This window comes from Rhodococcus sp. BE178 (assembly GCF_050433545.1).
Taxonomy (GTDB): domain Bacteria; phylum Actinomycetota; class Actinomycetes; order Mycobacteriales; family Mycobacteriaceae; genus Prescottella.
Map to the genome: position 1 here is coordinate 799596 of NZ_JBNPXA010000001.1, position 24897 is coordinate 824492.

The window sequence follows — 24897 nt, forward strand, 5'->3', positions numbered from 1 at the left end:
GCCCGACTCGAGACCTACCCGACCCCGGTGGAGCTACCGCAGGAAACGTCCGGCAGCGTCCAGCGCGGGGCCCGAACTATCCGCTCCCGCAACGAAAACCGCGAAAGCCAGGTCGTTGTCGATGCCCACGAACCATCCGTGTGAGCCTGTGCCAACACCGTACTCTGCCGTGCCCGTCTTGCCCTCGAGGTTCGGAAGATCGGCCAGAACCTTCGCGGTCCCGTCCGTGACCGTCTCGCGCATCATCGCCCGGAGGTCCTCGCCGACGGTGGCCGGCACCGGCGCCACGGTACGGTCGGCGGCGCCGGGCTGCCCGGCAATGATCATCGGCGCCGGCGTGGAACCGTGGGCGATGGACGCGGCGACCAGCGCCATCCCGAACGGTGACGCCGTCACCTCGCCCTGGCCGATCGCCGACTCGACACGCTCGGCCGGGGTGTCGGCGGACGGCACGGTTCCGGTGACGGTGGTGAGCCCGGGTGTCGTGTAGTCCACGCCCAGACCGAACTGAAGCGCGGCCTGCTGCAGCGCATCCGGTGGCAGCGAGACGGCCAACCGCGCCATCGTCGTGTTGCACGAGTGTGCGAACGCCGAATGCAGCGGCACCGACCCCAGGTCGAAGTTGTCGTCGTTGGGGATCTGGCGGCCCTCGACGTTCTCGGTGCCCGGACAGGGCAGCACGGTATCGGGCGTGACCTTCCCGGCCTGCACCGCGGCCGACGTCGTCACGGTCTTGAACGTCGACCCGGGCGGGTACAGCCCGGTCAGCGCGATCGCCCCCTGCGCGTCGGCCGCGGCGTTCTGCGCGACCGCGAGCACCGCCCCGGTGGACGGCTGCAGCGCCACGATCGCGGCCGGTTGCGCCACGCCCGCGAGCGCGTCCTCGGCCGCGGTCTGCAGCCGCAGGTCCAGCGTCGTGTCGATCATCGGTGCCGGTGCCGCGTCCCGGCCCGCGAGCCGACGCGCCGTCCCGTCCGGGCCGACCATCTGGACCGCCCACCCGGCGGAGGCGTCCTGGCCCGCCTGCCACACGTTCGCGAGGTCACCGAACACCGGCGACGCCAGCGCCCGGTCGACGGTGAGCAGACGCGTCTGCTGCGCCAGGTCCACGCCCGGGATCGCGGACAGCCGGTCTCGGATGGGTGCAATGTCGGATTCCCGCAACGTGATCGCGGTGGTCGGCTTGCCGTCGGCCTTCGCGAGCTCGCCGCGCAGCGACTCCGCGGTGATCGTCGGCACGATCGGGGTGAGCAACGGCGCCACCGCTGCCGGGTCCGCCGACGGCTGTAGATTCACCAGGGTGACCATCTGCTCGGCCATGATCGGCCGGCCGTCGGCGGCGCGCACCTCCGGTGGCCTGCCCGTGGTCGGGGTGAAGCGGACGGTCGAATCGGCACCCAACTCCGGGACGAGCAGCTCAGGAGTCCACGAGAGTTTCTGTTGCCCATCCAGATTCACGAGCGTTCCGTTGGTGGAGTAGGTCCAGTCCCGTCCGTCACCGAAATCCCAGTCGGCCTCGAGCGTGAACGCGTCCCCGCCCGTCGAGACGGTGAAGGAGTGCACCTGTGCGCCCAGTCCGTCGAACATCGCGGTGATCGCGGCGGACGCGGCGGCGGGATCGCTCGTGAGGTCCGCGGCCGCCTGGACGTTGCCGCCCGCGAGCGCGTCGGCGAACTGCTGCTCCGGCGACGGCGCATCGCCGCCACCGCATCCCGCCAGCACGAGGGCGGACACCGCCGCCAGCGCGGTCAGTGACGTTCGGGGGCGCAACGGCAATCGCAAGGGCAATACGGACATGCCCTGATGATGCCCCAGAAACCGACCTCGTGGACGGTGGCGCACGGCCGTGAACGGAGTAATCATGTAATCAGTGCAGCAAGTGGATCGACCCGAGGAGGACGATCATGAGAAGAGCACACGGCCACGGCGGATACGGACCCGGTGGCCGCAGATTCGGAAGGCCCGGCGGCTGGCAGCAGGCCGACGCCCCGGACGCCTCGGACGCCGTCGACTGGTTTGCCGGACGGCTCCCGGACGACTGGTTCGTCGGACCCGCCACCGTCGAGGTGGACCGGGAGGAGATCGTCGTGACCGGCGAACTGCCACCACCCGAGGAAACCGAGGGTGCGGAGAATCCGGCGGCCACGGCGGAGGGCCGGGTCGCCCGGTTCCGCGAATCCACCCGACCCGAACGCATGCAGATCGCCGACGAGGCGGAGGCCCGCTACGGACGAAAGGTTGCGTGGGGTGTCACGATCGGTGATCAACGAATCCTGTTCACGCACCTGGCCGTTCCGGTGATGACACGACTGCGACAGCCTGAACGCAGGGTCCTCGACACTCTCGTCGACGCGGGGGTCGCGCGCTCCCGCTCCGACGCGCTCGCCTGGACCGTGAAACTCGCGGGCCAGCACAGCGAGGAGTGGCTCGCCGAGCTGCGCGAGGCGATGCGCAAGGTCGACGACCTCAGATCGGAGGGGCCGAAGATCTAGTCGAGGCGCGCTCTCGCGGCCCTCGGAGCCGGATTCGTCAATGTTAGTGTGTCGCTTGATTCGTAACCGGGGGGATTATGAGCGTGCCTTTACAGGTCGACGTCGATGCGCTGCGGGGACTGGCGAAGTCCCTGCGCGACATCTCCGCCGACATCGGCGCCATCAGTGTGCCCGCAACTACCGAGATGCCGGGCTTCCGGATCGAGGCCGTCGCACGCGACGCCCAGGCCGCAGTTCTCGATGCCTACCACGGTCTCGGCGAGAGCATCCACTCCATGGCCGAAGCCGCCGACGTCGACGCGACCGGTTACGAAGCCGCCGAGCACGCCTTCCGTGAGCAGCTCACCCGCTCACAGCTACGGCACGACGGTGATCGGGCACGCCGCCAGCGACGGTCACACCCTGGACGCCGATCAGCTCCTGCTCGTCGCGAGCCCGGGGATCGGGGTCTTCGAGGCGACCGAGCTGTCGCTCACCGGCGTCGATCCGAGCCCGACCGGTGACCACGTCTTCGCGACGACCAATGCCCACGATCACATCCGGTTCACGCCCGACCAGGTGCATTTCACGCAACCGATCGACAACGATTTCGGTGCTCGTGTCTTCACCGCCGACGAGGATTCGAAGGGCCCGTGGTGGGCGCTCGGGATCGATCTGGACCTGCACAGCACCTACGGGGACCGCGACAACCCCGCGTTGAGCAAGATGGGGCAGATCGTCGCCGGGAAGGGAGACGAGGTCGCGTGACACTGCGGACCAGGATCGGCGCTGCCGTCGTGGCGGCAGCTGTCGTGACGACCCTCGCGGCCTGCTCCAGCGACCCCGGGGATGCCGTTGTCGCGCAGCCAACCACCCAGGAGAGGGTCACCATGAGTCCACCACTGACCGAGCGCGAGGCCCGAGCTGCGATCGAGGACCATCTTTCCGGGACCCTCGCGGCCCTGCCCCGACAGATCTCGTTCTCGCTGCAGAACCCCTTCGCCGCGCACGCGAAGTTCACCGGCGGCGGCAGCGTTCCGTGTGACGAGGCAGCGTCCGGGCCCGATGCCGATCTGACGTTCAGCGTCACCTACTGGGTGATCGGGGTTCCGGAGTCCGAGACCGGACGCTATCTGGACGTCTTCCGTGCGGCGTGGCAGCAGCAGGGGTGGAATCCCCTCGCGAACGCCGGCGACGGACCCGAACGGCGTGTCCGGGCCCGGACCCCGGACGGTTACGGGTTCACGGTCACCGACAACGGTCAGGGCATTCTGACGATCGCCGCCTCGTCGCCGTGTTTTCCCGGCGGGACCCGCGACGGGGGATCGATGCCCGCCGACATCACCAATCCGTGACGCGATGATCGACAGTGGATTCGAGGAGTTCGGCGCGAAGGTGCGCCGCGCACAGGACGTGGTGGAGCGGCTCCGCGGCCGGGCCGGCCGGGACGGGGTGACCATCGAGGTCGATGCCGGAAATCGTCTCACCGCAATCGAACTCGCCCCCGAGACGATGCACCTCGGCGCCGATCGCCTCGCCGAGCTGATCCGCAGCACCTTCGCGGGCGCGGTCGCCGACCTGCAACCACGGATGCGACAGGCGCTCGCCGAGGTCACCGATGATCCACAGGTGGCCGGCTTGAACAGATGGATCAGGTCGCAGGGACCCGAAGCCGCCCCACGGCCGTCGTCGTGCCGCGACGACACCGACGAGCCCAGCTACCTGGATCAGCGGGGCGGCAGCATCTTCGAACGCTGATGCACGGAAGCTACGAGCGGTTCTCCCACTAGCGCTGATGTCGGTCGCGCGACGCCGGTCGAATACCGTCCCGTGCAGTGCCAACGACAGGGGGCCGTCCCACTGTGCTGTCGGCGTGAAGGCCTGTGGCCGCCTACCCCGGTCGGGTGGGCGGCCACAGGACGTGAGCGGTGATGGTGCTGGCGGATCAGAATGTCCAGCTCGAGGAACCGACACTGCCGAACGAACCGAACGAACCGGCCGCGGGCGGGGTGGTGTCGGTGATGTCGAGAACGATCGGCAACACGGCAGCATCGCCGATGCCGTTGGTGGCGGTGAGAGTCAATTCGAATCGTCCACTGGTGGTGGGGGTTCCGGAGAGCACCCCGTCCTGTGACAGTGTCAGTCCGTCGGGCAGAGTGCCGGCGAGGACGCTCACGGTGGGGGCGGGCTGCCCGGTGACGGTGAAGGTGTGGCTGTAGGGCTGGCCGATGATTCCCGTGGCCGGGGTTCCGGCGAGGGTGGGGGACTCGTCGATCGCGATGACGGACACCGTGCCACTGCCCTGGTTGGTGACGTAGACGCGGTTGCCGCCGACCGCCACCCCGGACGGATTCGTGCGGACATCGATGGTGTCGATGACCGCGGGCGGGGTCGCGGCGGTGTCGATCACCGACACCGTCCCACTGGTGCGGTCGGTGACGTAGGCGCGGTTGCCGTTGACCGCCACCCCGTACGGATTGGCGCCGACCCTGATGGGTGCGCCGATGACGGCGGGCCGGCTCGCCGCGGTGTCGATCACCGACACCGTCCCACTGCCCTGGTTGGCGACGTAGGCGCGGTTGCCGCCGACCGCCACCCCGTACGGATTGGCGCCGACCCTGATGGGTGCGCCGATGACGGCGGGCGGGATCGCGGCGGTGTCGATCACCGACACGGTGCCGTCGCCCCAGTTGGTGACGTAGGCGCGGGTGCCGTTGACCGCGACCCCGGACGGCGACGCGCCGACCTCGATGATGTCGGCGACCGCGGGCGGGGTCGCGGCGGTGTCGATCACCGACACCGTGCCGGGACCCCAGTTGGTGACGTAGGCGCGGGTGCCGCTGATCGCGACCCCGGACGGCGACGCGCCGACCTCGATGATGTCGATGACCGCGGGCGGGGTCGCGGCGGTGTCGATCACCGACACCGTGCCGTCGCTCTGGTTGGTGATGTAGGCGCGGGTGCCGCTGATCGCCACCCCGACCGGATTCGCGCCGACCTCGATGATGTCGATGACCGCGGGCGGGGTCGCGGCGGTGTCGATCACCGACACCGTGCCGTCGCTCTGGTTGGTGACGTAGGCGCGGGTGCCGCTGATCGCCACCCCGACCGGATTCGCGCCGACCTCGATGGAGTCGGTGACGGTGTCCGCGCCGGCCGGGCCGGCAACCGCGGTGGTCAGGACGGCGGCAACAGCGAACCCGCCGACGGCAAGTGCCGCCGCGCTACGAGACAGTCGCCCACGTGGGCGTAGCCGATCAACGATGGCCATAAGAGGATGTTCCCTTCCAGAGTGGTCCGCACCCCGTGCCGGGCACGCGGCAGCCACCGTCCGACAGCCACCTGGGAAAGAACATAACGGACATCCGTCCAGAAAAAGCCTGCGCCCGGCCCACATCGGCATCGGCAACACCCCAACAGGTCAGCCGCTCGACTCGGGTCACATCGCCAAAGCCCTCGGCTTCAGCCGCGCCACCCTCTACGGCTACATCAACACCCACATGCCGGACCATCGCCGAACAGTGCACGACACTTCCGGCACGCAAATGTCAGAAGCCGACAGCACACGACGGTAAAACGCCAGGTGACAGCGCAGTCCACTTCTGAAACTGACAGCCGATCGACTGACTCACCGGAATCCTGCTCGTCCGACTTCCCCGAGGACCCGAACGCACCTGGCCGGCCGGCGGAAGTGATCACCGCGGACGGGTCGGCAACGCGCGGGCGCAGTTGCGCGCCAACCGATCAGACACGTGGTCACCACTCCAGCGTCTGACCGTCCACTCGAACACGGCCGAAGAACCGCTTCTCTATGTCTGACCCGTTGCGGTTGTAGCCGTTCATGATTTCCGCAAGCTCGCCGGCGAGGGCTCGTAGCGCAGCGCTGACGGTCTCGACACCACCTTCGCCGTCCCATCCCCAATCCCTGGGGACGCCACGAATCGTGATGTCGATATTGGCATCATGCGGCGTCTCCACAGTGAAGCTGATCCCCCGAGGGGCATCGCCGATTGGATCATTGACAGCGACCTGTTCTGGTGCAGCCGCCGCCGGGAACGTCACTCGCGCAAGCGCAATGTCTTCGCGGATCATGTCTGCGATTCGCGACAGACTGGCATGCCGACCCACCCGATCGTGGCGCGCACCGTATGTACGGTCACCGTAGCCGCACTGGGTGCGTGACTTGTTCAGAACTCGCTCGAGCATTCGTTCTGCTGCTGCCCGTTCACTGTCTCCAGTGCGTGGGTGCTCGATCAGAGCTCGCAGGCGCATGATGCGAAGGCTAGCGTTGTCGGCCACCCACGCAGGGTATCGCGCACCTACCTTCGGTGTGCTCAGACCGGGATTCCGTGGATCGTATGTGCTTCAACCGCCACCGATCGCAGGCCCGAATGGTGCCCTGTATGACGATCGTTGAACCACGGTCGCCGGGATCGACTCCGGATCGAACGGGTATGGCGAGGCGATCGGGGTGGGGCTCGTGACGTCTCGTCGAGCCCGGGCAGCCGCTAGGGCTGGGGGCTACCGGCCTGCCTGCTGTGCCGGCCGGTCAGCCAGGCTCCCCGGACGAGCATCAGCACGCCCAGAGCGATGCCCCATCCGAGTTCCGAGAGCACGACGCCAACTCCTGACTGGCCGGTGACATCAGTACTGGCGACCGCACTGAACGCGGTCGTGAACCCGGCCGCCGTGCCCGCCGCGGCGGCCAGCCCGCCGGCCACCGCCCAGCGGGAGAGCTGAGCCGAGGCCAGACACAACAGCACCACAGTCACTCCGCAGGCAACCACTTGCCAGGTGGGGAACTGGTTCGGTGCGGGCAGTCCGGGGCCACGGAACTCTCCTCGGTAGTCGGCGGACCAAGTCAACCAGCCCGCACACGACAGGAACCCCAGCACAAACGCCATCAGGCCGGTCGCCCATAGCCCCAACCTGCCACCGCCGGTCTGCATTCCGACCAGATCCCCTCTGCCCGAGGAGTACGCCAGGCCGGCCCGCTCCGACCGCCAAGCGGACCGGATGATGCCCGCACCGAAGATGGTGGGCACACCCACGAAGATGAATTCCATCCAGAGGAACTGCGACCAGGAAAGGTCGAAATCGACTGTCATGGAAGGAGTATGCACGCATACGAACTCCCGATCTCCCTGGCCGGGGCGGACCTCTGGTTTGTTCCGGGTCGGCTCCCGCTAGCGCCAGTCCCCGACCTCGGTGAGCCGCCCGGTGGCGACGTCGAACACGAAGCCGCGCAACGACTCGGTGAGCGTGACGAACGGGCTGCTCGCGACGCGGCGCAACGACTGCCGGACGTCTTCCTCCACGTCCGGGAACGCCTCGGCGGACCAGTTCGGCTTGATGCCGGTCTCGTCCTGAATGGCGCGCTTGAACGCGTCGTCGGTGACGACGCCGCCCGCATTGCGGATCACGTGCGCCTCGCCGTCACCGAGCCCGAGGATCCGGTATACGTCCAGTCGCGCGTCCATGCAGGCGACCACCGCGACGTGCCTGCTCGGCGGCAGCGGCAGCGGGCCGGAAAAGGTCTCGGCGTAGCGCTTGTTGTTCTCGAGGTATTCGTCGGTGACCGTCATCGATGTCTCCCGGGTTCCTGGGGGTCGCATGGGTCGAGTACCCGCACACGAGTTCCATGATCGTCGTGGTCACCGGTCTGCGGAACCCTTCCGCTCCCCGCGAGCGGAATAAATGGGTTGCGCGAGCGTTGAACCGCCCATAACGTGTTCGACGTCGATGTTCCCGTTCGATCGGAGAGAGCCCTTGCTCCTGTAGAGGTGACCCCGCGCCAGAGCGCGGCGTGTGCTGCGGCACACGCCTGCGCACCGCACGCAACCTCTCGGAGTATTCATGGCACATCCTTCCTCGTCCGTCGCCCTGTCCGACCTCACGTTCTCGTGGCCCGACGGCACCCCCGTCCTCGACGGACTCGACGCCGTGTTCGGCTCGGGCCGAACCGGCCTCGTCGGTCTCAACGGTTCCGGCAAGTCGACGCTCCTGAAACTGATCGGCGGACGGTTGCGACCGGACCGTGGTTCCGTCACCGCGCACGGCACCGTCGCGTATCTGGCGCAGGACCTGACACTCGACCCGACTGTTCGGGTGGACGTCGTGCTCGGCATCGCCGACATTCGACAGGCGCTGTCGCGCATCGAATCCGGGGCGGGCACCGAATCCGATTTCGCCACGGTCGGCGACTCGTGGGACATCGAGGAACGCGCCGTGTCGACGCTGCACCGCCTCGGACTGCAGCGCATCGTCACCGGCGTCGGCGATCTCGACCGCACGGTGGGCGAGTTGTCCGGCGGCGAGACCACACTGCTCGGGCTCACCGCGCAACTACTGCTCCAACCGGACGTCCTGCTGCTGGACGAGCCCACCAACAACCTCGACGTGGACAGCCGCGACCTTCTCACCGCCGCGGTCCTCCAGTTCCCCGGCACCGTGCTGACCGTCAGCCACGACCGCGGCCTGCTCGAGACGATGGACTCGATCGCCGAACTGCGGGACGGTCGAATTCGCTTGTTCGGCGGCAACTTCAGCGACTACCAGACGGCCGTCGAGGCCGAGCAGGAAGCCGCCCGCGCTGCACTGCGCGACGCCCGCAGCGACGTCCGGAAGCAGGGACGCGAACTCGTCGAGGCGCAGATCAAGCTCGACCGTCGAGCGCGGTACGGCAAGAAGATGTCCGAGAACAAGAGGGAACCGAAGATCGTGATGGGCCTGCGCAAGCGCGCAGCGCAGGAGTCGGCCGGCAAGCTGCGGGGCAATCACATCGAGAAGCTCGACGACGCCAAACGGATTCTCGCCGATGCGCAGGACCGGGTGCGGGACGATCGCGAGATCCGCGTCGATCTGCCCGACACCGAAGTGTTTCCGGGACAGCAGGTGATCGAGCTGACCGGCACGCGCCTGCGTTCCGGTCAGTCAGTCGACCTCACCGTCACCGGTCCCGAGCGGATCGCGTTGACCGGACCGAACGGGATCGGCAAGACCACGGCGCTGCAGGAGATCGCGCGGAGCGGCACGAAGGTTCCGTTCGCGCTACTCCCCCAGCGTCTCGACATCTTCGACGACGAGAAGTCGGTGGCCGCGAATGTTGCCGCCGCCGCCCCACACGCGTCGGCCGAACAAGTCCGCGGCAGTCTGGCGCGATTCCTGTTCCGGGGAGCCGAATCCGACGCGGCGGTCGCGACGCTGTCGGGCGGCGAGCGGTTGCGCGCCGCGCTCGCGATGCTCCTCGCGGCCGATCCCCCGCCGCGGTTGCTGATCCTCGACGAGCCCACCAACAATCTGGACCTGCCGAGCCTTGCCCACCTGGTGCAGGCGATCAACGGGTTCCGCGGGGCGCTGATCGTCGTCAGCCACGATCGGCAGTTCCTCGACGACATCGGTATCACGCGCCGGCTCGAACTGGACGATTCAGGCCTACGGGAAATCGACTGACCCACGAATTGCACGCTGAGCCGGGAGTGACAATTCTCTCCATCTGCGGGCCGATTTCGCCGGCGCTGCCACGAGCGGCCAAGGCGTACCAGTGCCGAAAGACCCCAATGGACTCGGCCGCGTCGAGTCCTGAGAAGAACAGACCATTTTCGTTGAATTTACTGTCGTCAACGAATACGAAAGCGGGTCGGTGGGCCACCCGAATTCCATTAGCATCGAATCCGGCGCAGCGCGACAAAACCCCTTCCAACCAGCACGATCCCATCGAACACGTGCGAAAGCCCCAATGAACAGTCTCGATCACCTCGACCCGCAACTCGACCTGATCGATTCGCGGTCCGACGAAACCGATATTCGACGGCCCGCCCGCCCCTCCAGGCGGATCCCGCTGATTCTCTGCGCGGTCCTCTTCACGATCGGCCCGACCGTCCTCGCCCTTGCCATCGGAGTGAGAGTGGCCGAGTCCCTCAGAATCCTGGTCCTGACCGCGACAACGTTGGGATGCGCATACGTCCTCCTGCGCCCCCGATAGATCGTTGGCAGACACCGGAACCGGACGATTCCGGAAAGCCTGTTCAACTGTTCAGATGACTCGATAGACTGCGGGTACCGATCCCCGGCCCCAGGAGGGCACCGTGGTCATCGAATACTCCGCAATGCACATGAGCGACGGCATCCTCGACGCTCCCACGTCGGCCCTGTTCTGGGCTGTCGCGGCCGTGGGTGTCGGCATCGCGATCTGGCGCGCGCGAACCGAATTGGACGAGCGGACCGCCCCGATGGCGGGACTGGTCGCGGCATTCATCTTCGCGGTGCAGATGATCAATTTCCCGATCCTGCCGGGAGTCAGCGGCCACCTGCTGGGGGGCGGTCTCGCGGCGATCCTGGTGGGGCCGTACACCGGCGCACTGTGCATCACGATCGTGCTGACCGTGCAGGCGCTCCTGTTCGCCGACGGCGGTCTCACCGCACTCGGCGCGAACATCACGAACATGGCGCTCGTCGGGACGGCGGTCGGGTACACCGTGGCCGTCGCGTTGCGGCCCTTGCTGGTTCGAGGCGGCGATGCCGGGATCGGCATCCTCGCGTTCTTCTCGGCCTGGTGTGCAACGGTTCTCGCAGCATCGATGTTCGTGGTGGAGTACGCGATCGGCGGCGCCGCCGTGACGTCGCTGCACACCGTCGCCGCGTACATGTTCGGCACCCACGCGCTGATCGGGGTCGGCGAGGGGATCATCACCGCGTTCACGGTCGTTGCGGTCGCCCGCGCCCGCCCGGACCTGGTGTACCTGCTGCGCGCGCGGCCGGTGCGGGCGGCGGTGACGCCATGACCAGGACCGTCCGCACCCGCTCGTGGTTCCTGGTCGGCTTCGCGGTCGCAGCACTGCTGATCGCGGGCGTGCTCTCGTACTTCGCCAGTTCCAGCCCCGACGGCCTGGACGCGACCACGCAGCGCGGGTGCGAGGTGGTCGAGACCGATGGCGCCGAGCAGTTGGTGGGCGACTGCATCGCGCAGAACGCCACCGATCACCACCTGTCCTCGTCGCCGCTGGCCGACTACTCGATCCGCGGCAACTCCGCGCTCACCGGCGTGGCCGGGATACTCGGGGTGGTGGCCGTGTTCGTGGCGGCCGGATTGCTGTTCCGCGTCCTCGCCCGCCGCCGGGGGCCGTGACGTGTCGGGTTCGCACACCCACCCGCTCTATCTCGAGGGCGCATCCCCGGTACACCGACTGCCCGCCGAGGTGAAGATTCTCGCCGCGTTCGTCGGGGTGTTCGCGATCGTCGCCACACCACGCGAGGCGGTGTGGGCGTTCGCGCTGTACCTCGCGATCCTCGTGGTGGTCTGGTGCATCGCGGGCATCGGATTGCGTTGGCTGGCACCCCGGATGCTCATCGAACTGCCGTTCGTCGTCCTCGCGGTGCTCCTGCCGTTCGCCGAGTCCGGTGACCGGATCACCGCCGTCGGGCTGTCTCTGTCGGTCCCGGGGCTTCTCGCGGCGTGGAACATTCTGGTCAAGGGCACCCTCGGCGTGCTGGTGTCGCTGACGCTGGCCGCCACGACCCCCGTCCGCGCACTGCCGGCCGGGCTGTCCCGGCTGCACGTGCCCGGCATCATCGTCACGGTCGTGACGCTGATGCTGCGCTACGTCAATATCCTTGCCGGGGAGATTGATCGGATGCGGACCGCGCGGATCGCCCGCGGTGACGACCCCCGCACGCTGCATCAGGTGGGAGCCACCGCCCGTGGCGTCGGCGGAGTCTTCCTGCGCGCCTACGAGCGAGGAGAACGCGTGCACCTGGCGATGGCGTCCCGGGGTTTCACCGGCACGGTGCCGCTGTCGAGCGCACCCGCCGGCCGGGTGGACTGGTGTGTGGGCCTGGCGCCGACCGTATGCGCGGTGGCGATCGCGACGACAGCATGGATGGTGTGAGATGGCTGCTCCGACAGCGATAGACGTCCGGCAGCTCACCTTCGAGTATCCGGACCGGCGCCGCGCGCTGGACGGCATCGATCTCACGGTCACCGAGGGCGAACGGGTCGCGGTGCTGGGACCGAACGGCGCCGGCAAGACCACCCTGATGCTCCAGCTCAACGGCGTCCTCACCCCCACCGCCGGCAGCGTGCGGATCGGCGGGCTCGAACTGGGCCGCGATACCGTCCGCGAGATCCGACGCCGGGTGGGTGTCGTCTTCCAGGATCCCGACGACCAACTGTTCATGCCCACCGTCGCCGAGGACGTCGCGTTCGGCCCCGCCAACTTCGGGGTCCGCGGCAGCGACCTCGAACACCGGGTGGCCGACGCCCTCGAACAGGTGGGGATGACCGAGCACGCGCAGCGCAGCGCCGGACACCTCTCCGCCGGGCAGCGCCGCCGGGTCGCCCTCGCGACGGTGCTGGCGTGTCGGCCGGAGGTCCTGGTGCTCGACGAGCCGTCGAGCAATCTCGATCCCGTGGCCCGACGCGAGCTCGCCGAGGTCCTGGGCGGGCTGGACACCACGCTGCTGCTCGTCACGCACGACCTGCCCTACGCGGCGCAGCTGTGCGGGCGGGCCGTCGTACTGGACGACGGGCGCGTGGTCGCCGACGACCGGATCGAGCGGGTCCTCGCCGACGACGCCCTGCTCGCGGCGCACCGCCTCGAACTACCGTGGGGCTTCGTGCTTCCGGCGGCTACACCGGGTCCTGGGACGGGGCACTGACGGCCTCGCTCGCGAGCCGCTCGTTGGTCCGCCCCAGCTGCCAGTCGGTCCAGTGTTCCAGGGACGCCGCCTCGTCGGTGTCGAGCCGGTCGCACACCAGGTCCCAGTGCACCGCCACCCGGTCGCCCATCCGCAGGTCCGGTACGAACGAGCCGGCCGGGACGCGTCGGCGCACCGCCCGGTCCTCGAGCGGGCCCAGCATCAGCTTCGTCCCGTCGAACTGCAGTCCCCGCGAACGCACGATGGCGGTGTCCGGCCGCAACTCCAGGACGACGCCGTTGCGGATCCGGCACGAGTCCAGCACGTGCAGCGGCTGCGGCATCCCGGTGCCGAGCAGTCGGGTCCACGGGTACACCCCGAACACGTGGAAGGCGTGGGTGGGCGCGGCCTCGGGCAACAGGTCGTCGGTGAGGTAGTTCCAGTAGTGTCCGGCCCGCTCCCCCAACCGGACCAGCAACTCCCGGCCGAACCGTTCCCGGTCCACGGCGGCGGTCAGTTCGTTGCCGGTCCAGTAGCCGCGCACCACCCTCTCGTCGAGCGGGTCGTCCATCCCCGCCAGCTCGGCGAGCAACTGCTGGTACGGCCACGCACCACTGAACTGCCGGGCCGCGGCACCGACGTCGACGCCCGATCCGGTCCCGCACGCCACCGCCTCGAGGCCCGCGGCGCCGGGCGGACCGCAGTAGCCCAGCGCGTTCGGCGCATAGGCGTACCGCGCGAACAGGATCCGTCCGGAATCGATGCCGGTGGTCACTCCGGTCTCCGCCCCACCAGCAGCGCCGTCTCGCGGTGCAGCCTGCCGAAGTTGTAGTACGCCGCACACGCGCCCTCCGGCGACACCATGCACGTGCCGATCGGGGTCTCCGGTGTGCACGCGGTACCGAACACCTTGCACTCCCACGGCTTGATGACACCCTTGAGGACCTCTCCGCACTGGCAGGCCTTGGGATCGGCCACCCGCACGCCCGGCATCGAGAACCGTTCCTCCGCATCGAATTCGGCGTAGTCGGGGTGGATCTTCAGGGCGCTCTGCGAGATGAATCCCAGCCCCCGCCACTCGAAGTGCGGTCGCAGCGCGAACGTCTCGCTCATCAGCTTCAGCGCCTGTGTGTTCCCCTCCGGGCGCACCACACGGATGTACTGGTTCTCCACCTCGCAGCGACCGTCCCGGATCTGCTGCAGCAGCATGCAGACCGACGCCAGGATGTCGAGGGGTTCGAACCCGGCCACCACCATCGGCTTGCCGTACACCTCGGGGACGAACCGGTAGGGCCGCAGGCCCACCACCGTCGACACGTGTCCCGGGCCGAGGAACCCGGACAGTCGCAGATCCGGCGACTCGAGGATCGCCTTGATCGGAGGCACGATCGTCACGTGGTTGCAGAAGATGCTGAAGTTGGTCACCCCCATCTGCCGGGCCCGCACCAGGGTCACCGCGGTGGACGGTGCGGTGGTCTCGAATCCGACCGCGAAGAACACCACCTGCTTGTCCGGGTTGTCGACGGCGATCTTGAGGGCGTCGAGCGGTGAGTACACGAACCGCACGTCGGCACCGCGGGCCTTGGCCTCGATCAGGTTGCCGTGCGATCCCGGCACCCGCATCATGTCGCCGAAGGTCGTGAAGATGACGTCCGGCTGCTCCGCGAGGTACATCGCGTCGTCGACGCGGCCCATCGGGATCACGCACACCGGGCAGCCGGGTCCGTGCACCAGTTCCACGGACTGCGGGAGCAGGTGCTCGATGCCGTGCCGGTAGATGGTGTGGGTGTGGCCGCCGCACACCTCCATGAACTTGAACTCGTCGTCGCCGGCGAGTTCGGTGATGGACCGGACCAGCGCGCGAGCAGCCGCCGGGTCGCGGAATTCGTCCACGAATTTCATGCTGCAACCTCCTCGTACCGGTGCCGCTTCAGTTGATGCGCGACGAGTTGAAGGCGTCGATCTCGTTGACGTAGTCGGCGCCCATCTTCTGGACCTGGTCGAGCGTGAGCGCGGCCTCGGCCTCGTCGATCTTCGCCATCGCGAAACCCACGTGGACCAGCACCCAGTCGCCCACCACCAGTCCGTCGTCGGCCAGCAGTCGCACACTGATCGTCCGTTGGACACCGCTGACATCGACCTTCGCGAGGTGTTGCTCGGTGTCCACCATCTGCACCACCTGGCCCGGGATACCCAGACACATGATCGTTTCCTCCTCTCGAACCGCTCGTCCGCTCAACAGATGCGGGGCAACGGATCTCCCACCAGCATGTCCACGATCCGACTGCCACCGAACGCCGTCCGCAGCGCGACGATGCCCTCGGGCTCGGCGAGCACCTCCCCGACGACGGCGGCGTTCTCGCCACCCGGACAACTGCGCAGCGCCGTGACCGCTGCCTCCGTCTCGGCTTCCGCGACCACCGCCACGAACTTGCCCTCGTTCGCGACGTACAGCGGATCGATGCCGAGCAGGTCGCACGCGCCCAGCACCTGCGGCTGCACCGGCAGCGCCTCCTCGTCGAGGACGACGGCGAACCCGGTGGACTGGGCCAGCTCGTTGCACACCGTGCCGACGCCGCCACGCGTCGCGTCGCGCATCCATCGGGTCGACGGGGCCGCCTCGAGCAGCGCGTGCACCAGACCGTTGACCGGGGCGGTGTCGGAACGGATGTCGGCCTCGATCGCGAGTTCGCCGCGGGCCAGCATCACCGCCATGCCGTGCTCGCCCATGGTGCCGGAGATCAGCAACCGGTCCCCGGGACCGACGTGCTCCGGCCCCAGCTTCCGGTCGACGGGCAGTGAGCCGACGCCGGCGGTACAGATGTAAACGCCGTCCGCCGCACCCTTGCCGACCACCTTGGTGTCCCCGGTGACCACGTGGACACCGGCCTGCGCCGCCGAATCGGCGATGTCCCGGACGATCTCGCGCAGCAGCGCGATGGGGAAGCCCTCCTCGATGACGAACGCCGCCGACAGCCACAGCGGCCGGGCACCCGAGACCGCGAGGTCGTTGACGGTGCCGTGGACGGCGAGGTTGCCGATCGATCCTCCCGGGAACTGCAACGGCTGCACCACGAACGAGTCCGTGGAGAACGCGATCCGCTCCCCCGCGGGGAGGGTGAGGGCGGCCGCGTCCCCCAACTGCTCGAGCTGGGGATTGCGCAGCGCCTCCACGAACACCGAGTCCACCAGCGCAGCGGACGATTTCCCGCCCGCTCCGTGCGCCAGGGTCACCACCTCCTCGAGCAGCCGGGGCCGGCGCTTACGGAAGGATGCGATGCGGTCCAGCACCCGGTCCTCACGCTCGGCGGCCGTCGTGGGTTCTGTTGCCATGGCTAACCCTCCTGTCCCGTTGTCGCGGTCGAATGTTCGTGTGACGTGTGTTGCCGTGACATGTGTTGCCGTGACATGTGTTCCTGGGCCGCCGACCACAGCCGGTAGCCGACGAGGGCGTGGCTCTCCTGGATGCGGTGGATGCTCTGCGACCGGATGGTGAAGCAGTAGTCCAGGTCGTCGCTGACGGCCATGCGGCCGCCGTCGTGCCCGGCGAAACCGATCGTGAGGAGCCCGCGCCGCCGCGCCTCCGCGAGGGCGATCATCAGGTCGTCCGAGTTGCCGGACGTCGACAACGCGATCGCCATGTCCTGCGAGCGGGCGTGCGCGATGATCTGCCGCGAGAAGATCAGATCGAACCCGACATCGTTGCCGAGCGCGGTGACCACCGCCTGGTCCGCGGCCAGCGACCACGCCGCGACGGGCCGCCCCAGGGCCGGTCGGCTGAAGAGCGACGCGAGCGTGGCGGCGTCCGTGGAACTCCCGCCGTTGCCGAAGGTGTAGAGCCGACCGCCGTCGGCGAACCGCTCGGCCATCCGGGCACCGGCCTCCCGGATCTGCTCGCCCCATTCGGAGATCGAGTCCCGCTGCAGCCGGGCACTTTCCGCGGCCTTGCCCCGGGCCGATGCGGCGAGGTCGTCCAGTAGCGCGTCGGCGCCCTCCTCGTGGGCGTCGATGAAGGGGTACAGGAAGTCCGTGCCCTGCGAGCCGGATTCCGGTGTCGTGCCGGTCATGACCGCGCCTCCTCGTCGGGATGTACCCGGGTGATCGCCGCGCCGCCGTGGATCAGCAGCAGATCCCGTTCGGCGACGTCACCGATCAACGTTGCGTCCACCCGCTCCTCCCCCGCCGCGGTGCGAACGAGTACCTCGTCGAACGAATTCACCGGTACCATCACCACTTCCGCGAGCCTGCCCTCGTCGCTGCACGTGACGCACACGTCGTCGGCACAGTCGGAGGCGTCGGTGCCGTCGGAGGCACGGAGCAGTCCCGGATGCTCGAAGCACACGTGAGTGAGCTCCCACAGCAGGTGGTACATCAGCACGAACCGTCCGGTAGCGGGAACCATCGGGTCGTCGGAGTCCACCCACAGGATGTGGGTGGCCGCGCCTGCGTCGGGTCGTGGTCCCGAGCCGATCCAGATCGTGTCGGTGCCCCACGCCGGAGCGCGGCGCATGATGTCGCGGACCTGCGACTGGTCCGCGGACGCCACCGCGAGGATCACGTCGCCGGGCCGAGCCGCGACGCGGCACTGCGCCACCGGATCCGGTTCCACGAGTGACACCGACGGCAGCGCACGTTTACCCATGATCACCGGGTGCACGAACTCGACCGCCACGTGGTGTGCGTGCGGTTCCCACTGCGGCGAGACCACCCACAACGTCGCGCCGTTCTGGAACCTGCGGGCCAGCGACAGCGCCGCCGACGCCAGATCCGCGGACAGTTCGCGGTCGATCAGTTCGACCCTGGTGTCGCTCGTCGTCATGGTTGCACCCCATCGATCGCTTCGGTCCTTGTCCGGCGCTCCGCCCCGAGTACCGCGAGCCCCAGCACCGCCTGCCCCAGCGAGAGTCCGCCGTCGTTGGGCGGCACCACGTGGTGGGTCAGCACCGTCAGGCCCGCCACCTCCAACCGGCGCCGCAGCAGCGACGTCAGCAGCCGGTTCTGGAACACTCCGCCCGTCAGTCCCACCGTGTCCATTCCTGCCTCCCGTACGAGGGCGACGGCGAGCCCGGCGGTGGCCTCGGCCAGTGCGCGGTGGAATCCGAGCGCCAACTCCGGAACCGGCACTCCTGCACGGAAACCCGTCACGAGCCCGTCGAGCAGGTCCCCGAGGAGCAACTGCCCGTCGGCGACCCGCATCTCGATCGGCGCCGCGGTGCGGGCGGTGCGGGCCAGCGCCTCGAGTTCGATCGCGGCCTGCGCCTCGTAGCTGACCCGGTGCCGGACCCCGAGCAACGACGCGACGCCGTCGAACAGCCGACCGACGCTCGTGGTCCGGACGCACCCCCGTCCGGACGCCAATTGGGCGGTGACCACGGCTCGTTCGTTCGCCTGCAGCGCGCGTACGCACGGCAGATCACCCGTGTCCGTCGTGTCGGTGATGTCGATACCGACCTCGTGCAGCAGCGCCAGCGCCACCCGGGCCGGGTTGCGGACCGCGACGTCGCCGCCCGGCAGCGAGAACGACTGCAGGTGCCCCACGCGGTCGGTGTCGAGGAGGTCGGCACCCACCCGGATCAGCTCACCGCCCCACACGGTGCGGTCGCAGCCGTAGCCGGTGCCGTCGAAGGCGATGCCCAGCAACGGCGATCCGATCAGCCGGTGCTCGGCCGCCAGCGCCGCGACGTGCGCGTGATGGTGCTGGACGGTGCACAGGTCCACGCCGGTCCGGGCACTGAAGTCCTCCGCCCAGCTCCGGGTCGAGTACCCGGGATGGTCGTCGGCCACCACCAGTGCGGGCCGGACGTCGTGCAGCGCCGACAGCAGCGTCACCGTCGCGTCGAAGGCGCGTCGGCTCTCCAGGCTGCCCATGTCGCCGAGATGCCCCGAGCAGAAGGCGAAGTCCTGCCGGGTGAGGCAGAAGGTGTTCTTCACCTCGGCGCCCACGGCGAGCACGGTCGGACCGGCCCGGTCCAGCAGCACCGGCAGCGGCGCGTAGCCGCGGGACCGCCGGATCGGCGCCGCGTCGCCGTCCACGACCGTCAGCACCGAGTCCTCGCACGGGACCGCGATGTCCCGGTCGTGCATGAGGAAGACGTCGGCGATGCCGCCGAGCCGGTGCCGCGCATCGTCGTTGTCGAAGCACAGCGGCTCGCCGCCGCGGTTGCCGGACGTCATCACCAGCAGCCGCGGCGGCCGGACGTCGCTGCCCGGCACCGGGGCGAACAGCAGGTGGTGCAGCGGCGCGTACGGCAGCAGGACTCCCAGCTCGTCCAGGCCCGGCGCCACCTCCGACACTCCTGCGGTTCCGGCCGCCTTCCGCAGCAACACGATCGGCCGCGCCGGACTCCGCAGAACCTCGCGCTCGGCGGTGCTCACGGTGCACACCTCCTGCGCCACCGACAGGTCCGCCGCCATCACCGCGAACGGCTTGGCGGGGCGGTGCTTGCGCTGTCGCAGTCGGCGCACCGCCCCCGGATTGCCGGCATCGCACACCAGGTGGAAACCACCGATCCCCTTGACCGCGACGATGCCGCCCGCCGCGAGCTCCCGGTGCACCCGCTCGAGCACCGCGTCGTCGCCGTCGATCCGGCAGCCGTCCGTCTCGAGGAAGATCCGCGGTCCGCAGTCCGGGCAGCAGATCGGTTGCGCGTGATACCGGCGGTCGGTGGGGTCGCGGTACTCGTGGGCGCACCGCGGGCACATCGGGAACACCGCCATCGTGGTTGCGGGCCGGTCGTACGGCAGGTCGGTGACGACGGTGAATCGGGGACCGCAGTTGGTGCAGTTCACGAACGGGTGCCGGTACCGACGGTCGGCGGGGTCGGCCATCTCGCGCGCACAGTCCACGCAGATCCCCACGTCGGGCGGGACGAGGGTGCGCGCACCGACGGTGTGCACACTGGGCACGATCCGGAACTCCCGGGCACCGTCTCCGTGTGCCGGTATCTCCTCGACCGTCACGCCCAGCACCACGGCCAGCGGCGGCGCGTCACATCTGAGTCGCCGCGCGAACTCGGTCAGTGCACCGGACGGACCCTCGGCCTCGACGAACACGGAGACCTCGTCGTTGCCGCAGTGCCCGGCGAGGCCGAGGTCCTCGGCGAGGCGCGCGACGAACGGGCGGAACCCCACCCCCTGCACCACCCCGCGCACGGTCAACCGGTGGCGCACCACGGCGGCCCGGCCCGCGACCACCGCAGTGTCGGCGGCCTCGGCCGTCACGGCGGACCGCCGCGGTCGCCCTGCGGTTCCCGGGGGCGCCCCATCAGTTCCAGACCCGCCATCGCCTGCTCGGCACCGGCCTGGTCGACGCGTTCCACCGCGAAACCCATGTGGATCACCACCCAGTCGCCGGGGGCCAGGCTCGCATCGTCGAGCATGCCGATGTTGACCTTGCGTTCGCTGCCCTCCACGTCCACGAGTGCCAGTTGGCCGCCGTAGCCCTCGAGCATGCCGACCACCCGTCCCGGGATTCCCAGACACATCGCTCAGCCCTCCACTCCGACACCGGCGCCGAAGTCGGCGAGGACCGCACGAACCACGTCCGCGGCGTCGGGCACCGCCCGCGCGACCGGTGCGGACAAGCCGATCCCCTCGTCGACGTCGCGCACCTGACACCCGACGACGACGGTCCGCGGCAAGGTGCCGCCCAGGGCCGCGAGGCTCGCGAACACCGACGCCGGGTCCATCCCGTGCGCGTCGAGTTGCGGTGCCGTGTCGGGATGTTCGCGGCCCACCTCGAACGCGCGGACCGCGCCGGGCGTACCCCGGTCCGGCACCGCGTCCACCAGGATCAGGCCGTCCCAGCCATCCAGCAGGTCGTACGCCAGGTGCATGCCCCGGATCCCGTAGTCCACCGCGCGCACACCGGCCGGGAGCGGGCCGCCCACCACCGCCTTCAGCACCGCCGGCCCGAAACCGTCGTCGCCGAGGAAGATGTTGCCGATGCCCGCGAGAAGGACACGCGGCGGGGCGGACGTCATATCGTCACATCCGACGCATCCGCAGATACCGCTGCATGTCCGGGATCGAGCGCACGGCGATCCACGCACCCGCCGCCGCCACCGCCGCGAACAGCACGGTGGAGAACATTCCTACTGCCCTCATGACCCATTCTCCTCTCGCTCGTTCGCCGAAATGCCCTGCGAATCGAGTGGTTCCACTTCGTCCGGCGCGAAATACAGGTAGCGGCCGTACCAGTCGTGCAGTTCGGCCGCGGGATCGTCCACGAGCACCACCCCGACGTGCGTTCCGCCGTCCACATCCGCGTGCACGGTCGCTACCCGGGCCACCTGGCCCGCGAAGAACAGGTCCTGCGCGTCGGCGCGCCGCGACGGCCGCAGCCGCACCAGACTCCCCTTCGCGACCCGCACCCCGCCGACGAGGACACCGTCGACGCCGGGCCGAACGGTGGTGTCGGCGGCGGGATCCCACCACGGGACGTCGTCGGGCACCTCGGGAAGGAGGCCACCGGGGGTGACGAACGTCGGGGGTTCGGCGAGCCCGGATCCGAAGGCGCGCGGATCGCGGAGCGCACCGTGCAACTGCTGCATCTCGGCGGGCGTCATGCTGTCGCACCGATCGATGATCTGCGCCGCCCGTGGATCGGTCGCGCGGGCCTGCGCCTTCTCCGCGTCGGTCATCGTCATGACGCGCAGCGTGAGGATCTCGTCGATCTCGGTGGCGTCGAACAGGTCTCCGCCGCTCTCCTGCGCCACCTCCGGGTGGTCGTACAGGATGATCGGCGACGCCAGGACGATGTCGCTGGTCCCCGGCGTGAGCGGATCCTGATCGCCCGCGAGCACCGGGTAGCACCGGAACTGGCGGCAGCCGGCCACGGCGTCGGCGAACGTCGCGGGCGGGTCGAGCAGCGACACGAAACGCGCACCGTCGGTCGAGAGGACCAGGTGCGCGCCGATGAACGAGTGCCGGATCGCGGTATCCTTGTCCGTCACCCCCGACCGCACCAGGTCGTCCAGCCGCCCGTCGTTCGTGACGTCGACGCCCAGTCGGACCGCGCCGTCCACGTCCACCGCATGCAGATCGACCCTGCCCCGCAACGGGAACCGCTCGCGGACCAGACGTCCCGCGGCGCCGAGCTGTTCGGTGTCGGTTCCGCCCGGCACCCGGATCTCGCTGCCGGCGCCGACGAGCAGTTCGGGCAGCGTGAACGCGCCGAGCGGGATCTCCACCTCCACGGCCTCGTCCCAGTTCACCCACGTCTGCCCGGCCGACACGAGTTCGGGAACGGGCGTGTAGCCGCCCTCCTCGGCCGCCTCTGCTGCCTCGGCCGTGCGGACCTGCAGCTGCAGGAACCGCAGCACCGGCTCGAGCACGACGTCGCCGGATGCTCGGTCCAGCACGCAGTCGACGTGCATCCACGAGTCCTCGCCGATGCCCCGCTCGCCGGCACCGACGGGACCCACGACACCGAACTGCCAGCGCGACTGGTTCTTTCCCGATGTGGACCGATAGGGGTAGAGCAGGTAGCCCTCGTAGAGGACGGCGTCGGCCACCGCCCGCAGCCGCGCCAGATCGCCGACCCCCGTCATGTCGCCACCTCCCCGGCACCGTCGAGCAGTTCGGTCACGGCCTGATCGATCCCGAGCAGGCCCCGGGCCGCCTTGAACCGCGCCAGCGCCGCGATCGTGTCGTGGTCCAGCCGCACCCATCCGTCCGACGGGAAGTTCTGCCGCACCACGTCGCGCCACACCTCGACCGGCATGTCGAACTGCGCCTCGCGATCCCACGGGACCTGCTCCACCGAGAACCCGCCGGCTCCCTTCGTGAAGACGGTGCCGCTGAACAGGAAACTGAGGGGGACCGTGTCACCCTCGAGTGCGTGCAGATACTTCGACGCGGTCACCTCGAAGTCGTACGTGCACGGCATCACCAGTTCGGTCACACATTCACCCGTGAACCCGGGCACCACCGCGGTGGTGTGCAGCCACGGGAAGGTCGACAGCGTCGACCCCCAGCGCTCCCGCGGCCCGAACAGGTCCAGCAGACCCGCCTCCTCGGCGTCCGAATAGCGACGGCGCCGCGGCTCGATCCGGATCTGGCAGCGCAGCACCAGCGCGTGCACGGTCGCGCCCGTGCTCTCGGCGATCCGCACCCGCGCAATCAGGTTGGGGGTCACCGAGAACGGCTCCGGCCCGATCGACAGCACCGAGAAATCCACCGACGTCACAGCGCACCTCCCTCGCCGGCGGCGACACTGCGGCGTTCGATCCGCGCGAAGAAGTCGTCGAGTTCGCGGCGGGCGTCCTGCCCGCCGTCGAAGCCGCGCCAGCAGCGCCGCAGCCGGCCGACCAGTTCGTAGCACGCGTCGATCGGCAGCAGGTGGCACTCGGCGCCACCGGGTCCGGTGGTCGGGACCCGGATCAGCAACGCCTCCACGTCGGCGACCACGGTGCGGAGCGCGGGATTGGCCGCCACCACCGAATCCCAGGCGGCGATCGGCAGATCGGATTCCGTCGCACCGGCGGGTCCGGGGTAGAACGCGACCGTGCGATCCTGCTCGGAGTTGCGGAAGAAGAAGGCCAGGCCCACCGGGATCTCCAGCCCGTCCCATTCGCCCGGCCCCAGCCGGAAGTCCGGGAACGACAGGTACCGGTCGGGCACGGCCCGATACTTCAGCGCCGCATCGGGTTCGGTGAACAGCAGGTAGCACGGACGGCACACGCACATCAGCTGACGTCCGGCCATGTTCACGACGTGCGAGTGCTCGTCGGCGATCGGGGCCGCACACATCTCGCACCGCTCGCCCACCGGCGCGTCCGGTCTGGTCACCGCGATACGACGCAGCACCCCCAGGGCCGGTCCGGTGGGGGTGCCTGGGCCACGCGGCGCGGTCACCCGGTCACCGCCGTGGGCACGGCCACCGAGAGCACGCCGTCACGCACCAGGACCGGTAGCGGGTCGAGGTGATCGTCCGGCACCTCCACCCCGGCGCCGGCCCGGCGGACGTCGTAGTGAGCGCGACAGCTCGGGCACCGCAGGACCGCATCGTTCACCGGCCCACCGGCGCGGCGCGCCATCGTGGTGCCGGCCATCGAGTTCCCGCACGCGGGGCACCGGTCCCGGTACGCGAAGAGATCGTCGCCGACGCGACAGACGAGCATAGTGAGTCCCCCGACGGTGAACCCGCCGACCTCCCCCGGAGCGAGCTCGGCGAATTCCGGTACCGCCAGCCAGTTTCCGTTCTGCGGAGTGGTCTCACGCACGTGCGAGAGCAGCGAATCGGCAGTGAACACGCCCGGCGTGGGTGCGGTCTCGCGCTCGTCGGTCTCCACCTCGATCGTCGTGGTCTCCGGGGCCGCGGCCTGCACGGCGCCCTCCACCGCGAGCTGCAGCGTCACCGCCGACGACGGACAGCCGTGACAGCTGCCGAGCAGGCGCAGGCGCACGACGCCGTCCGACACGTCCACCAGTTCGACGTCGCCGCCGTGCGAACCCAGGTAGGGGCGGACGCTGTCGAGCGCCGTCCGCACCCGCGTCTCGACGTCGTGCGGATGCAGACCGCTCACCAGCAGCACACTCGACACCAACTCGTCCCGCGCCAGCTCGTCCACCAGCCCGGGGGTGCGGCCGGCGGCGGTCAGGATCCGGTCCAACGCCTCGCCGTACAGGTCCACCACCTCGCGGACGAGCTGCTCGGCCCGTTCACGCGCGACCGGACCTCCCACCGCGGAGGCGTCGAGCAGCGCCTCGATCCGATCGCCGGCTCCCCGCCAGCGATCGGATTCGTGCGCCTGGATCCGTGTCTCGTCGTCTACCGGCCCCATTCCTC

At 69.4% G+C, this 24897-nt stretch carries 29 protein-coding genes; 9 read left to right on the top strand and 20 right to left on the bottom strand.

What is annotated here, in order from left to right:
• Positions 1–33: 33 nt before the first annotated feature.
• The gene (locus J2X34_RS03695) at positions 34–1797 is read right to left on the bottom strand and encodes a penicillin-binding transpeptidase domain-containing protein (RefSeq protein WP_174913333.1); all 1764 of its coding nucleotides are present in this window, start codon (positions 1795–1797) and stop codon (positions 34–36) included.
• A 107-nt stretch (positions 1798–1904) separates the two neighbouring features.
• Between J2X34_RS03695 and J2X34_RS03700 the strand changes: the two genes are divergently transcribed.
• Positions 1905–2492 carry a hypothetical protein gene (locus J2X34_RS03700; RefSeq protein WP_114723268.1) on the top strand — a complete coding sequence of 196 codons (588 nt, stop codon included), beginning with the start codon at positions 1905–1907 and terminating at the stop codon, positions 2490–2492.
• Between the two features lie 89 nt (positions 2493–2581).
• Here J2X34_RS03700 and J2X34_RS03705 read toward each other — a convergent pair whose 3' ends face one another.
• Positions 2582–2818: a hypothetical protein gene (locus J2X34_RS03705; protein WP_174913336.1), complete on the bottom strand. Its 237-nt coding sequence runs from the start codon at positions 2816–2818 to the stop codon at positions 2582–2584.
• A gap of 7 nt (positions 2819–2825) precedes the next feature.
• Here J2X34_RS03705 and J2X34_RS03710 point away from each other — a divergent pair, with 7 nt between their 5' ends.
• Genes J2X34_RS03710 through J2X34_RS03720 form a run of 3 tightly spaced genes read left to right on the top strand, consistent with a single transcriptional unit; the run spans position 2826 to position 4229 of the window.
• Positions 2826–3239 (top strand): alpha/beta hydrolase, encoded by a 414-nt coding sequence (locus tag J2X34_RS03710; RefSeq protein ID WP_174913339.1) that lies wholly within the window; start codon positions 2826–2828, stop codon positions 3237–3239.
• Complete coding sequence (locus J2X34_RS03715) at positions 3236–3826, top strand: hypothetical protein (RefSeq protein WP_429516134.1); 591 nt, start codon at positions 3236–3238, stop codon at positions 3824–3826. Before J2X34_RS03710 ends, J2X34_RS03715 begins: the two co-directional genes overlap by 4 nt.
• 4 nt (positions 3827–3830) lie before the next feature.
• Entirely contained in the window at positions 3831–4229 is a 399-nt protein-coding gene (locus J2X34_RS03720) for a YbaB/EbfC family nucleoid-associated protein (RefSeq protein WP_114723266.1), read from the top strand.
• 187 nt (positions 4230–4416) lie between these two features.
• Here the strand turns inward: J2X34_RS03720 and J2X34_RS03725 are convergent, their stop codons facing one another.
• The 4 genes from J2X34_RS03725 to J2X34_RS03740 form a co-directional block, all read right to left on the bottom strand.
• Positions 4417–5742 carry a YncE family protein gene (locus tag J2X34_RS03725; RefSeq protein ID WP_429516135.1) on the bottom strand — a complete coding sequence of 442 codons (1326 nt, stop codon included), beginning with the start codon at positions 5740–5742 and terminating at the stop codon, positions 4417–4419.
• Positions 5743–6227: 485 nt separating this feature from the next.
• Positions 6228–6770 (bottom strand): hypothetical protein, encoded by a 543-nt coding sequence (locus J2X34_RS03730; protein ID WP_114723264.1) that lies wholly within the window; start codon positions 6768–6770, stop codon positions 6228–6230.
• Positions 6771–6979: 209 nt separating this feature from the next.
• The gene (locus J2X34_RS03735; RefSeq protein ID WP_114723263.1) at positions 6980–7579 is read right to left on the bottom strand and encodes a hypothetical protein; all 600 of its coding nucleotides are present in this window, start codon (positions 7577–7579) and stop codon (positions 6980–6982) included.
• A 78-nt stretch (positions 7580–7657) separates the two neighbouring features.
• Positions 7658–8056: a carbonic anhydrase gene (locus tag J2X34_RS03740; protein WP_114724323.1), complete on the bottom strand. Its 399-nt coding sequence runs from the start codon at positions 8054–8056 to the stop codon at positions 7658–7660.
• A gap of 271 nt (positions 8057–8327) precedes the next feature.
• On the opposite strand from J2X34_RS03740, the gene J2X34_RS03745 reads away from it, so the two are divergent.
• The 5 genes from J2X34_RS03745 (at position 8328) to J2X34_RS03765 (ending at position 13127) form a co-directional block, all read left to right on the top strand.
• Positions 8328–9923: an ATP-binding cassette domain-containing protein gene (locus tag J2X34_RS03745; RefSeq protein ID WP_114724324.1), complete on the top strand. Its 1596-nt coding sequence runs from the start codon at positions 8328–8330 to the stop codon at positions 9921–9923.
• Positions 9924–10579: 656 nt separating this feature from the next.
• Positions 10580–11254, top strand: coding sequence for an energy-coupling factor ABC transporter permease (locus tag J2X34_RS03750; RefSeq protein ID WP_114724364.1), 675 nt, complete (start codon positions 10580–10582; stop codon positions 11252–11254).
• A complete protein-coding gene (locus J2X34_RS03755; protein WP_114724326.1) occupies positions 11251–11598 on the top strand; it encodes a PDGLE domain-containing protein in 348 nt (115 codons plus the stop codon). Before J2X34_RS03750 ends, J2X34_RS03755 begins: the two co-directional genes overlap by 4 nt.
• 1 nt (position 11599) lies before the next feature.
• Positions 11600–12358 carry a cobalt ECF transporter T component CbiQ gene (gene cbiQ, locus J2X34_RS03760; protein WP_114724327.1) on the top strand — a complete coding sequence of 253 codons (759 nt, stop codon included), beginning with the start codon at positions 11600–11602 and terminating at the stop codon, positions 12356–12358.
• A gap of 1 nt (position 12359) precedes the next feature.
• Positions 12360–13127: an energy-coupling factor ABC transporter ATP-binding protein gene (locus tag J2X34_RS03765; RefSeq protein WP_114724328.1), complete on the top strand. Its 768-nt coding sequence runs from the start codon at positions 12360–12362 to the stop codon at positions 13125–13127.
• On the opposite strand, the gene J2X34_RS03770 is transcribed toward J2X34_RS03765, so the two are convergent.
• The 14 genes from J2X34_RS03770 to J2X34_RS03835 are packed head-to-tail and all read right to left on the bottom strand — an operon-like array spanning position 13099 to position 24892.
• A complete protein-coding gene (locus tag J2X34_RS03770; protein ID WP_429516136.1) occupies positions 13099–13881 on the bottom strand; it encodes a DUF6390 family protein in 783 nt (260 codons plus the stop codon). The two genes, J2X34_RS03765 and J2X34_RS03770, sit on opposite strands and share 29 nt — an antisense overlap.
• On the bottom strand, positions 13878–15008 hold the full coding sequence (gene hypD / locus J2X34_RS03775; RefSeq protein ID WP_114724330.1) for a hydrogenase formation protein HypD: 1131 nt from the start codon (positions 15006–15008) through the stop codon (positions 13878–13880). The genes J2X34_RS03770 and hypD overlap by 4 nt, the downstream gene beginning before the upstream one ends.
• Before the next feature lie 28 nt (positions 15009–15036).
• Positions 15037–15309, bottom strand: a complete 273-nt coding sequence (locus J2X34_RS03780) for a HypC/HybG/HupF family hydrogenase formation chaperone (protein ID WP_114724331.1) — start codon at positions 15307–15309, stop codon at positions 15037–15039.
• Between the two features lie 32 nt (positions 15310–15341).
• Positions 15342–16439 (bottom strand): hydrogenase expression/formation protein HypE, encoded by a 1098-nt coding sequence (gene hypE / locus J2X34_RS03785; protein ID WP_429516137.1) that lies wholly within the window; start codon positions 16437–16439, stop codon positions 15342–15344.
• A gap of 2 nt (positions 16440–16441) precedes the next feature.
• Positions 16442–17173, bottom strand: coding sequence for a D-sedoheptulose-7-phosphate isomerase (locus tag J2X34_RS03790; RefSeq protein ID WP_429516138.1), 732 nt, complete (start codon positions 17171–17173; stop codon positions 16442–16444).
• Positions 17170–17925 (bottom strand): hydrogenase assembly protein HupF, encoded by a 756-nt coding sequence (locus tag J2X34_RS03795; RefSeq protein ID WP_429516139.1) that lies wholly within the window; start codon positions 17923–17925, stop codon positions 17170–17172. The genes J2X34_RS03790 and J2X34_RS03795 overlap by 4 nt, the downstream gene beginning before the upstream one ends.
• Positions 17922–20327: a carbamoyltransferase HypF gene (gene hypF, locus J2X34_RS03800; RefSeq protein ID WP_429516140.1), complete on the bottom strand. Its 2406-nt coding sequence runs from the start codon at positions 20325–20327 to the stop codon at positions 17922–17924. The genes J2X34_RS03795 and hypF overlap by 4 nt, the downstream gene beginning before the upstream one ends.
• On the bottom strand, positions 20324–20590 hold the full coding sequence (locus J2X34_RS03805) for a HypC/HybG/HupF family hydrogenase formation chaperone (protein WP_429516141.1): 267 nt from the start codon (positions 20588–20590) through the stop codon (positions 20324–20326). Before J2X34_RS03805 ends, hypF begins: the two co-directional genes overlap by 4 nt.
• A gap of 3 nt (positions 20591–20593) precedes the next feature.
• Complete coding sequence (locus tag J2X34_RS03810; RefSeq protein ID WP_429516142.1) at positions 20594–21088, bottom strand: hydrogenase maturation protease; 495 nt, start codon at positions 21086–21088, stop codon at positions 20594–20596.
• 4 nt (positions 21089–21092) lie between these two features.
• On the bottom strand, positions 21093–21212 hold the full coding sequence (locus J2X34_RS03815) for a DUF6893 family small protein (RefSeq protein ID WP_397484761.1): 120 nt from the start codon (positions 21210–21212) through the stop codon (positions 21093–21095).
• Positions 21209–22657: a hypothetical protein gene (locus tag J2X34_RS03820; protein WP_429516143.1), complete on the bottom strand. Its 1449-nt coding sequence runs from the start codon at positions 22655–22657 to the stop codon at positions 21209–21211. The genes J2X34_RS03815 and J2X34_RS03820 overlap by 4 nt, the downstream gene beginning before the upstream one ends.
• A complete protein-coding gene (locus tag J2X34_RS03825; protein ID WP_429516144.1) occupies positions 22654–23295 on the bottom strand; it encodes a DUF6084 family protein in 642 nt (213 codons plus the stop codon). The genes J2X34_RS03820 and J2X34_RS03825 overlap by 4 nt, the downstream gene beginning before the upstream one ends.
• Positions 23292–23963, bottom strand: a complete 672-nt coding sequence (locus tag J2X34_RS03830) for a DUF5947 family protein (protein ID WP_429516145.1) — start codon at positions 23961–23963, stop codon at positions 23292–23294. Before J2X34_RS03830 ends, J2X34_RS03825 begins: the two co-directional genes overlap by 4 nt.
• Positions 23960–24892, bottom strand: coding sequence for a NifU family protein (locus J2X34_RS03835; protein ID WP_114724341.1), 933 nt, complete (start codon positions 24890–24892; stop codon positions 23960–23962). Before J2X34_RS03835 ends, J2X34_RS03830 begins: the two co-directional genes overlap by 4 nt.
• Between the last annotated feature and the right edge of the window lie 5 nt (positions 24893–24897).

What these genes read in the sequence shown, in the direction of transcription:
- J2X34_RS03695 (WP_174913333.1), bottom strand. Translation starts at nt 1,797, where the DNA reads ATGTCCGTATTGCCCTTGCGATTGCCGTTGCGCCCCCGAACGTCACTG.
- J2X34_RS03700 (WP_114723268.1), top strand. Translation starts at nt 1,905, where the DNA reads ATGAGAAGAGCACACGGCCACGGCGGATACGGACCCGGTGGCCGCAGA.
- J2X34_RS03720 (WP_114723266.1), top strand. Translation starts at nt 3,831, where the DNA reads ATGATCGACAGTGGATTCGAGGAGTTCGGCGCGAAGGTGCGCCGCGCA.
- J2X34_RS03725 (WP_429516135.1), bottom strand. Translation starts at nt 5,742, where the DNA reads ATGGCCATCGTTGATCGGCTACGCCCACGTGGGCGACTGTCTCGTAGC.
- J2X34_RS03735 (WP_114723263.1), bottom strand. Translation starts at nt 7,579, where the DNA reads ATGACAGTCGATTTCGACCTTTCCTGGTCGCAGTTCCTCTGGATGGAA.
- J2X34_RS03740 (WP_114724323.1), bottom strand. Translation starts at nt 8,056, where the DNA reads ATGACGGTCACCGACGAATACCTCGAGAACAACAAGCGCTACGCCGAG.
- J2X34_RS03745 (WP_114724324.1), top strand. Translation starts at nt 8,328, where the DNA reads ATGGCACATCCTTCCTCGTCCGTCGCCCTGTCCGACCTCACGTTCTCG.
- J2X34_RS03750 (WP_114724364.1), top strand. Translation starts at nt 10,580, where the DNA reads ATGCACATGAGCGACGGCATCCTCGACGCTCCCACGTCGGCCCTGTTC.
- J2X34_RS03755 (WP_114724326.1), top strand. Translation starts at nt 11,251, where the DNA reads ATGACCAGGACCGTCCGCACCCGCTCGTGGTTCCTGGTCGGCTTCGCG.
- J2X34_RS03765 (WP_114724328.1), top strand. Translation starts at nt 12,360, where the DNA reads ATGGCTGCTCCGACAGCGATAGACGTCCGGCAGCTCACCTTCGAGTAT.
- hypD (WP_114724330.1), bottom strand. Translation starts at nt 15,008, where the DNA reads ATGAAATTCGTGGACGAATTCCGCGACCCGGCGGCTGCTCGCGCGCTG.
- J2X34_RS03780 (WP_114724331.1), bottom strand. Translation starts at nt 15,309, where the DNA reads ATGTGTCTGGGTATCCCGGGCCAGGTGGTGCAGATGGTGGACACCGAG.
- hypE (WP_429516137.1), bottom strand. Translation starts at nt 16,439, where the DNA reads ATGGCAACAGAACCCACGACGGCCGCCGAGCGTGAGGACCGGGTGCTG.
- J2X34_RS03790 (WP_429516138.1), bottom strand. Translation starts at nt 17,173, where the DNA reads ATGACCGGCACGACACCGGAATCCGGCTCGCAGGGCACGGACTTCCTG.
- J2X34_RS03795 (WP_429516139.1), bottom strand. Translation starts at nt 17,925, where the DNA reads ATGACGACGAGCGACACCAGGGTCGAACTGATCGACCGCGAACTGTCC.
- J2X34_RS03805 (WP_429516141.1), bottom strand. Translation starts at nt 20,590, where the DNA reads ATGTGTCTGGGAATCCCGGGACGGGTGGTCGGCATGCTCGAGGGCTAC.
- J2X34_RS03810 (WP_429516142.1), bottom strand. Translation starts at nt 21,088, where the DNA reads ATGACGTCCGCCCCGCCGCGTGTCCTTCTCGCGGGCATCGGCAACATC.
- J2X34_RS03815 (WP_397484761.1), bottom strand. Translation starts at nt 21,212, where the DNA reads ATGAGGGCAGTAGGAATGTTCTCCACCGTGCTGTTCGCGGCGGTGGCG.
- J2X34_RS03820 (WP_429516143.1), bottom strand. Translation starts at nt 22,657, where the DNA reads ATGACGGGGGTCGGCGATCTGGCGCGGCTGCGGGCGGTGGCCGACGCC.
- J2X34_RS03835 (WP_114724341.1), bottom strand. Translation starts at nt 24,892, where the DNA reads ATGGGGCCGGTAGACGACGAGACACGGATCCAGGCGCACGAATCCGAT.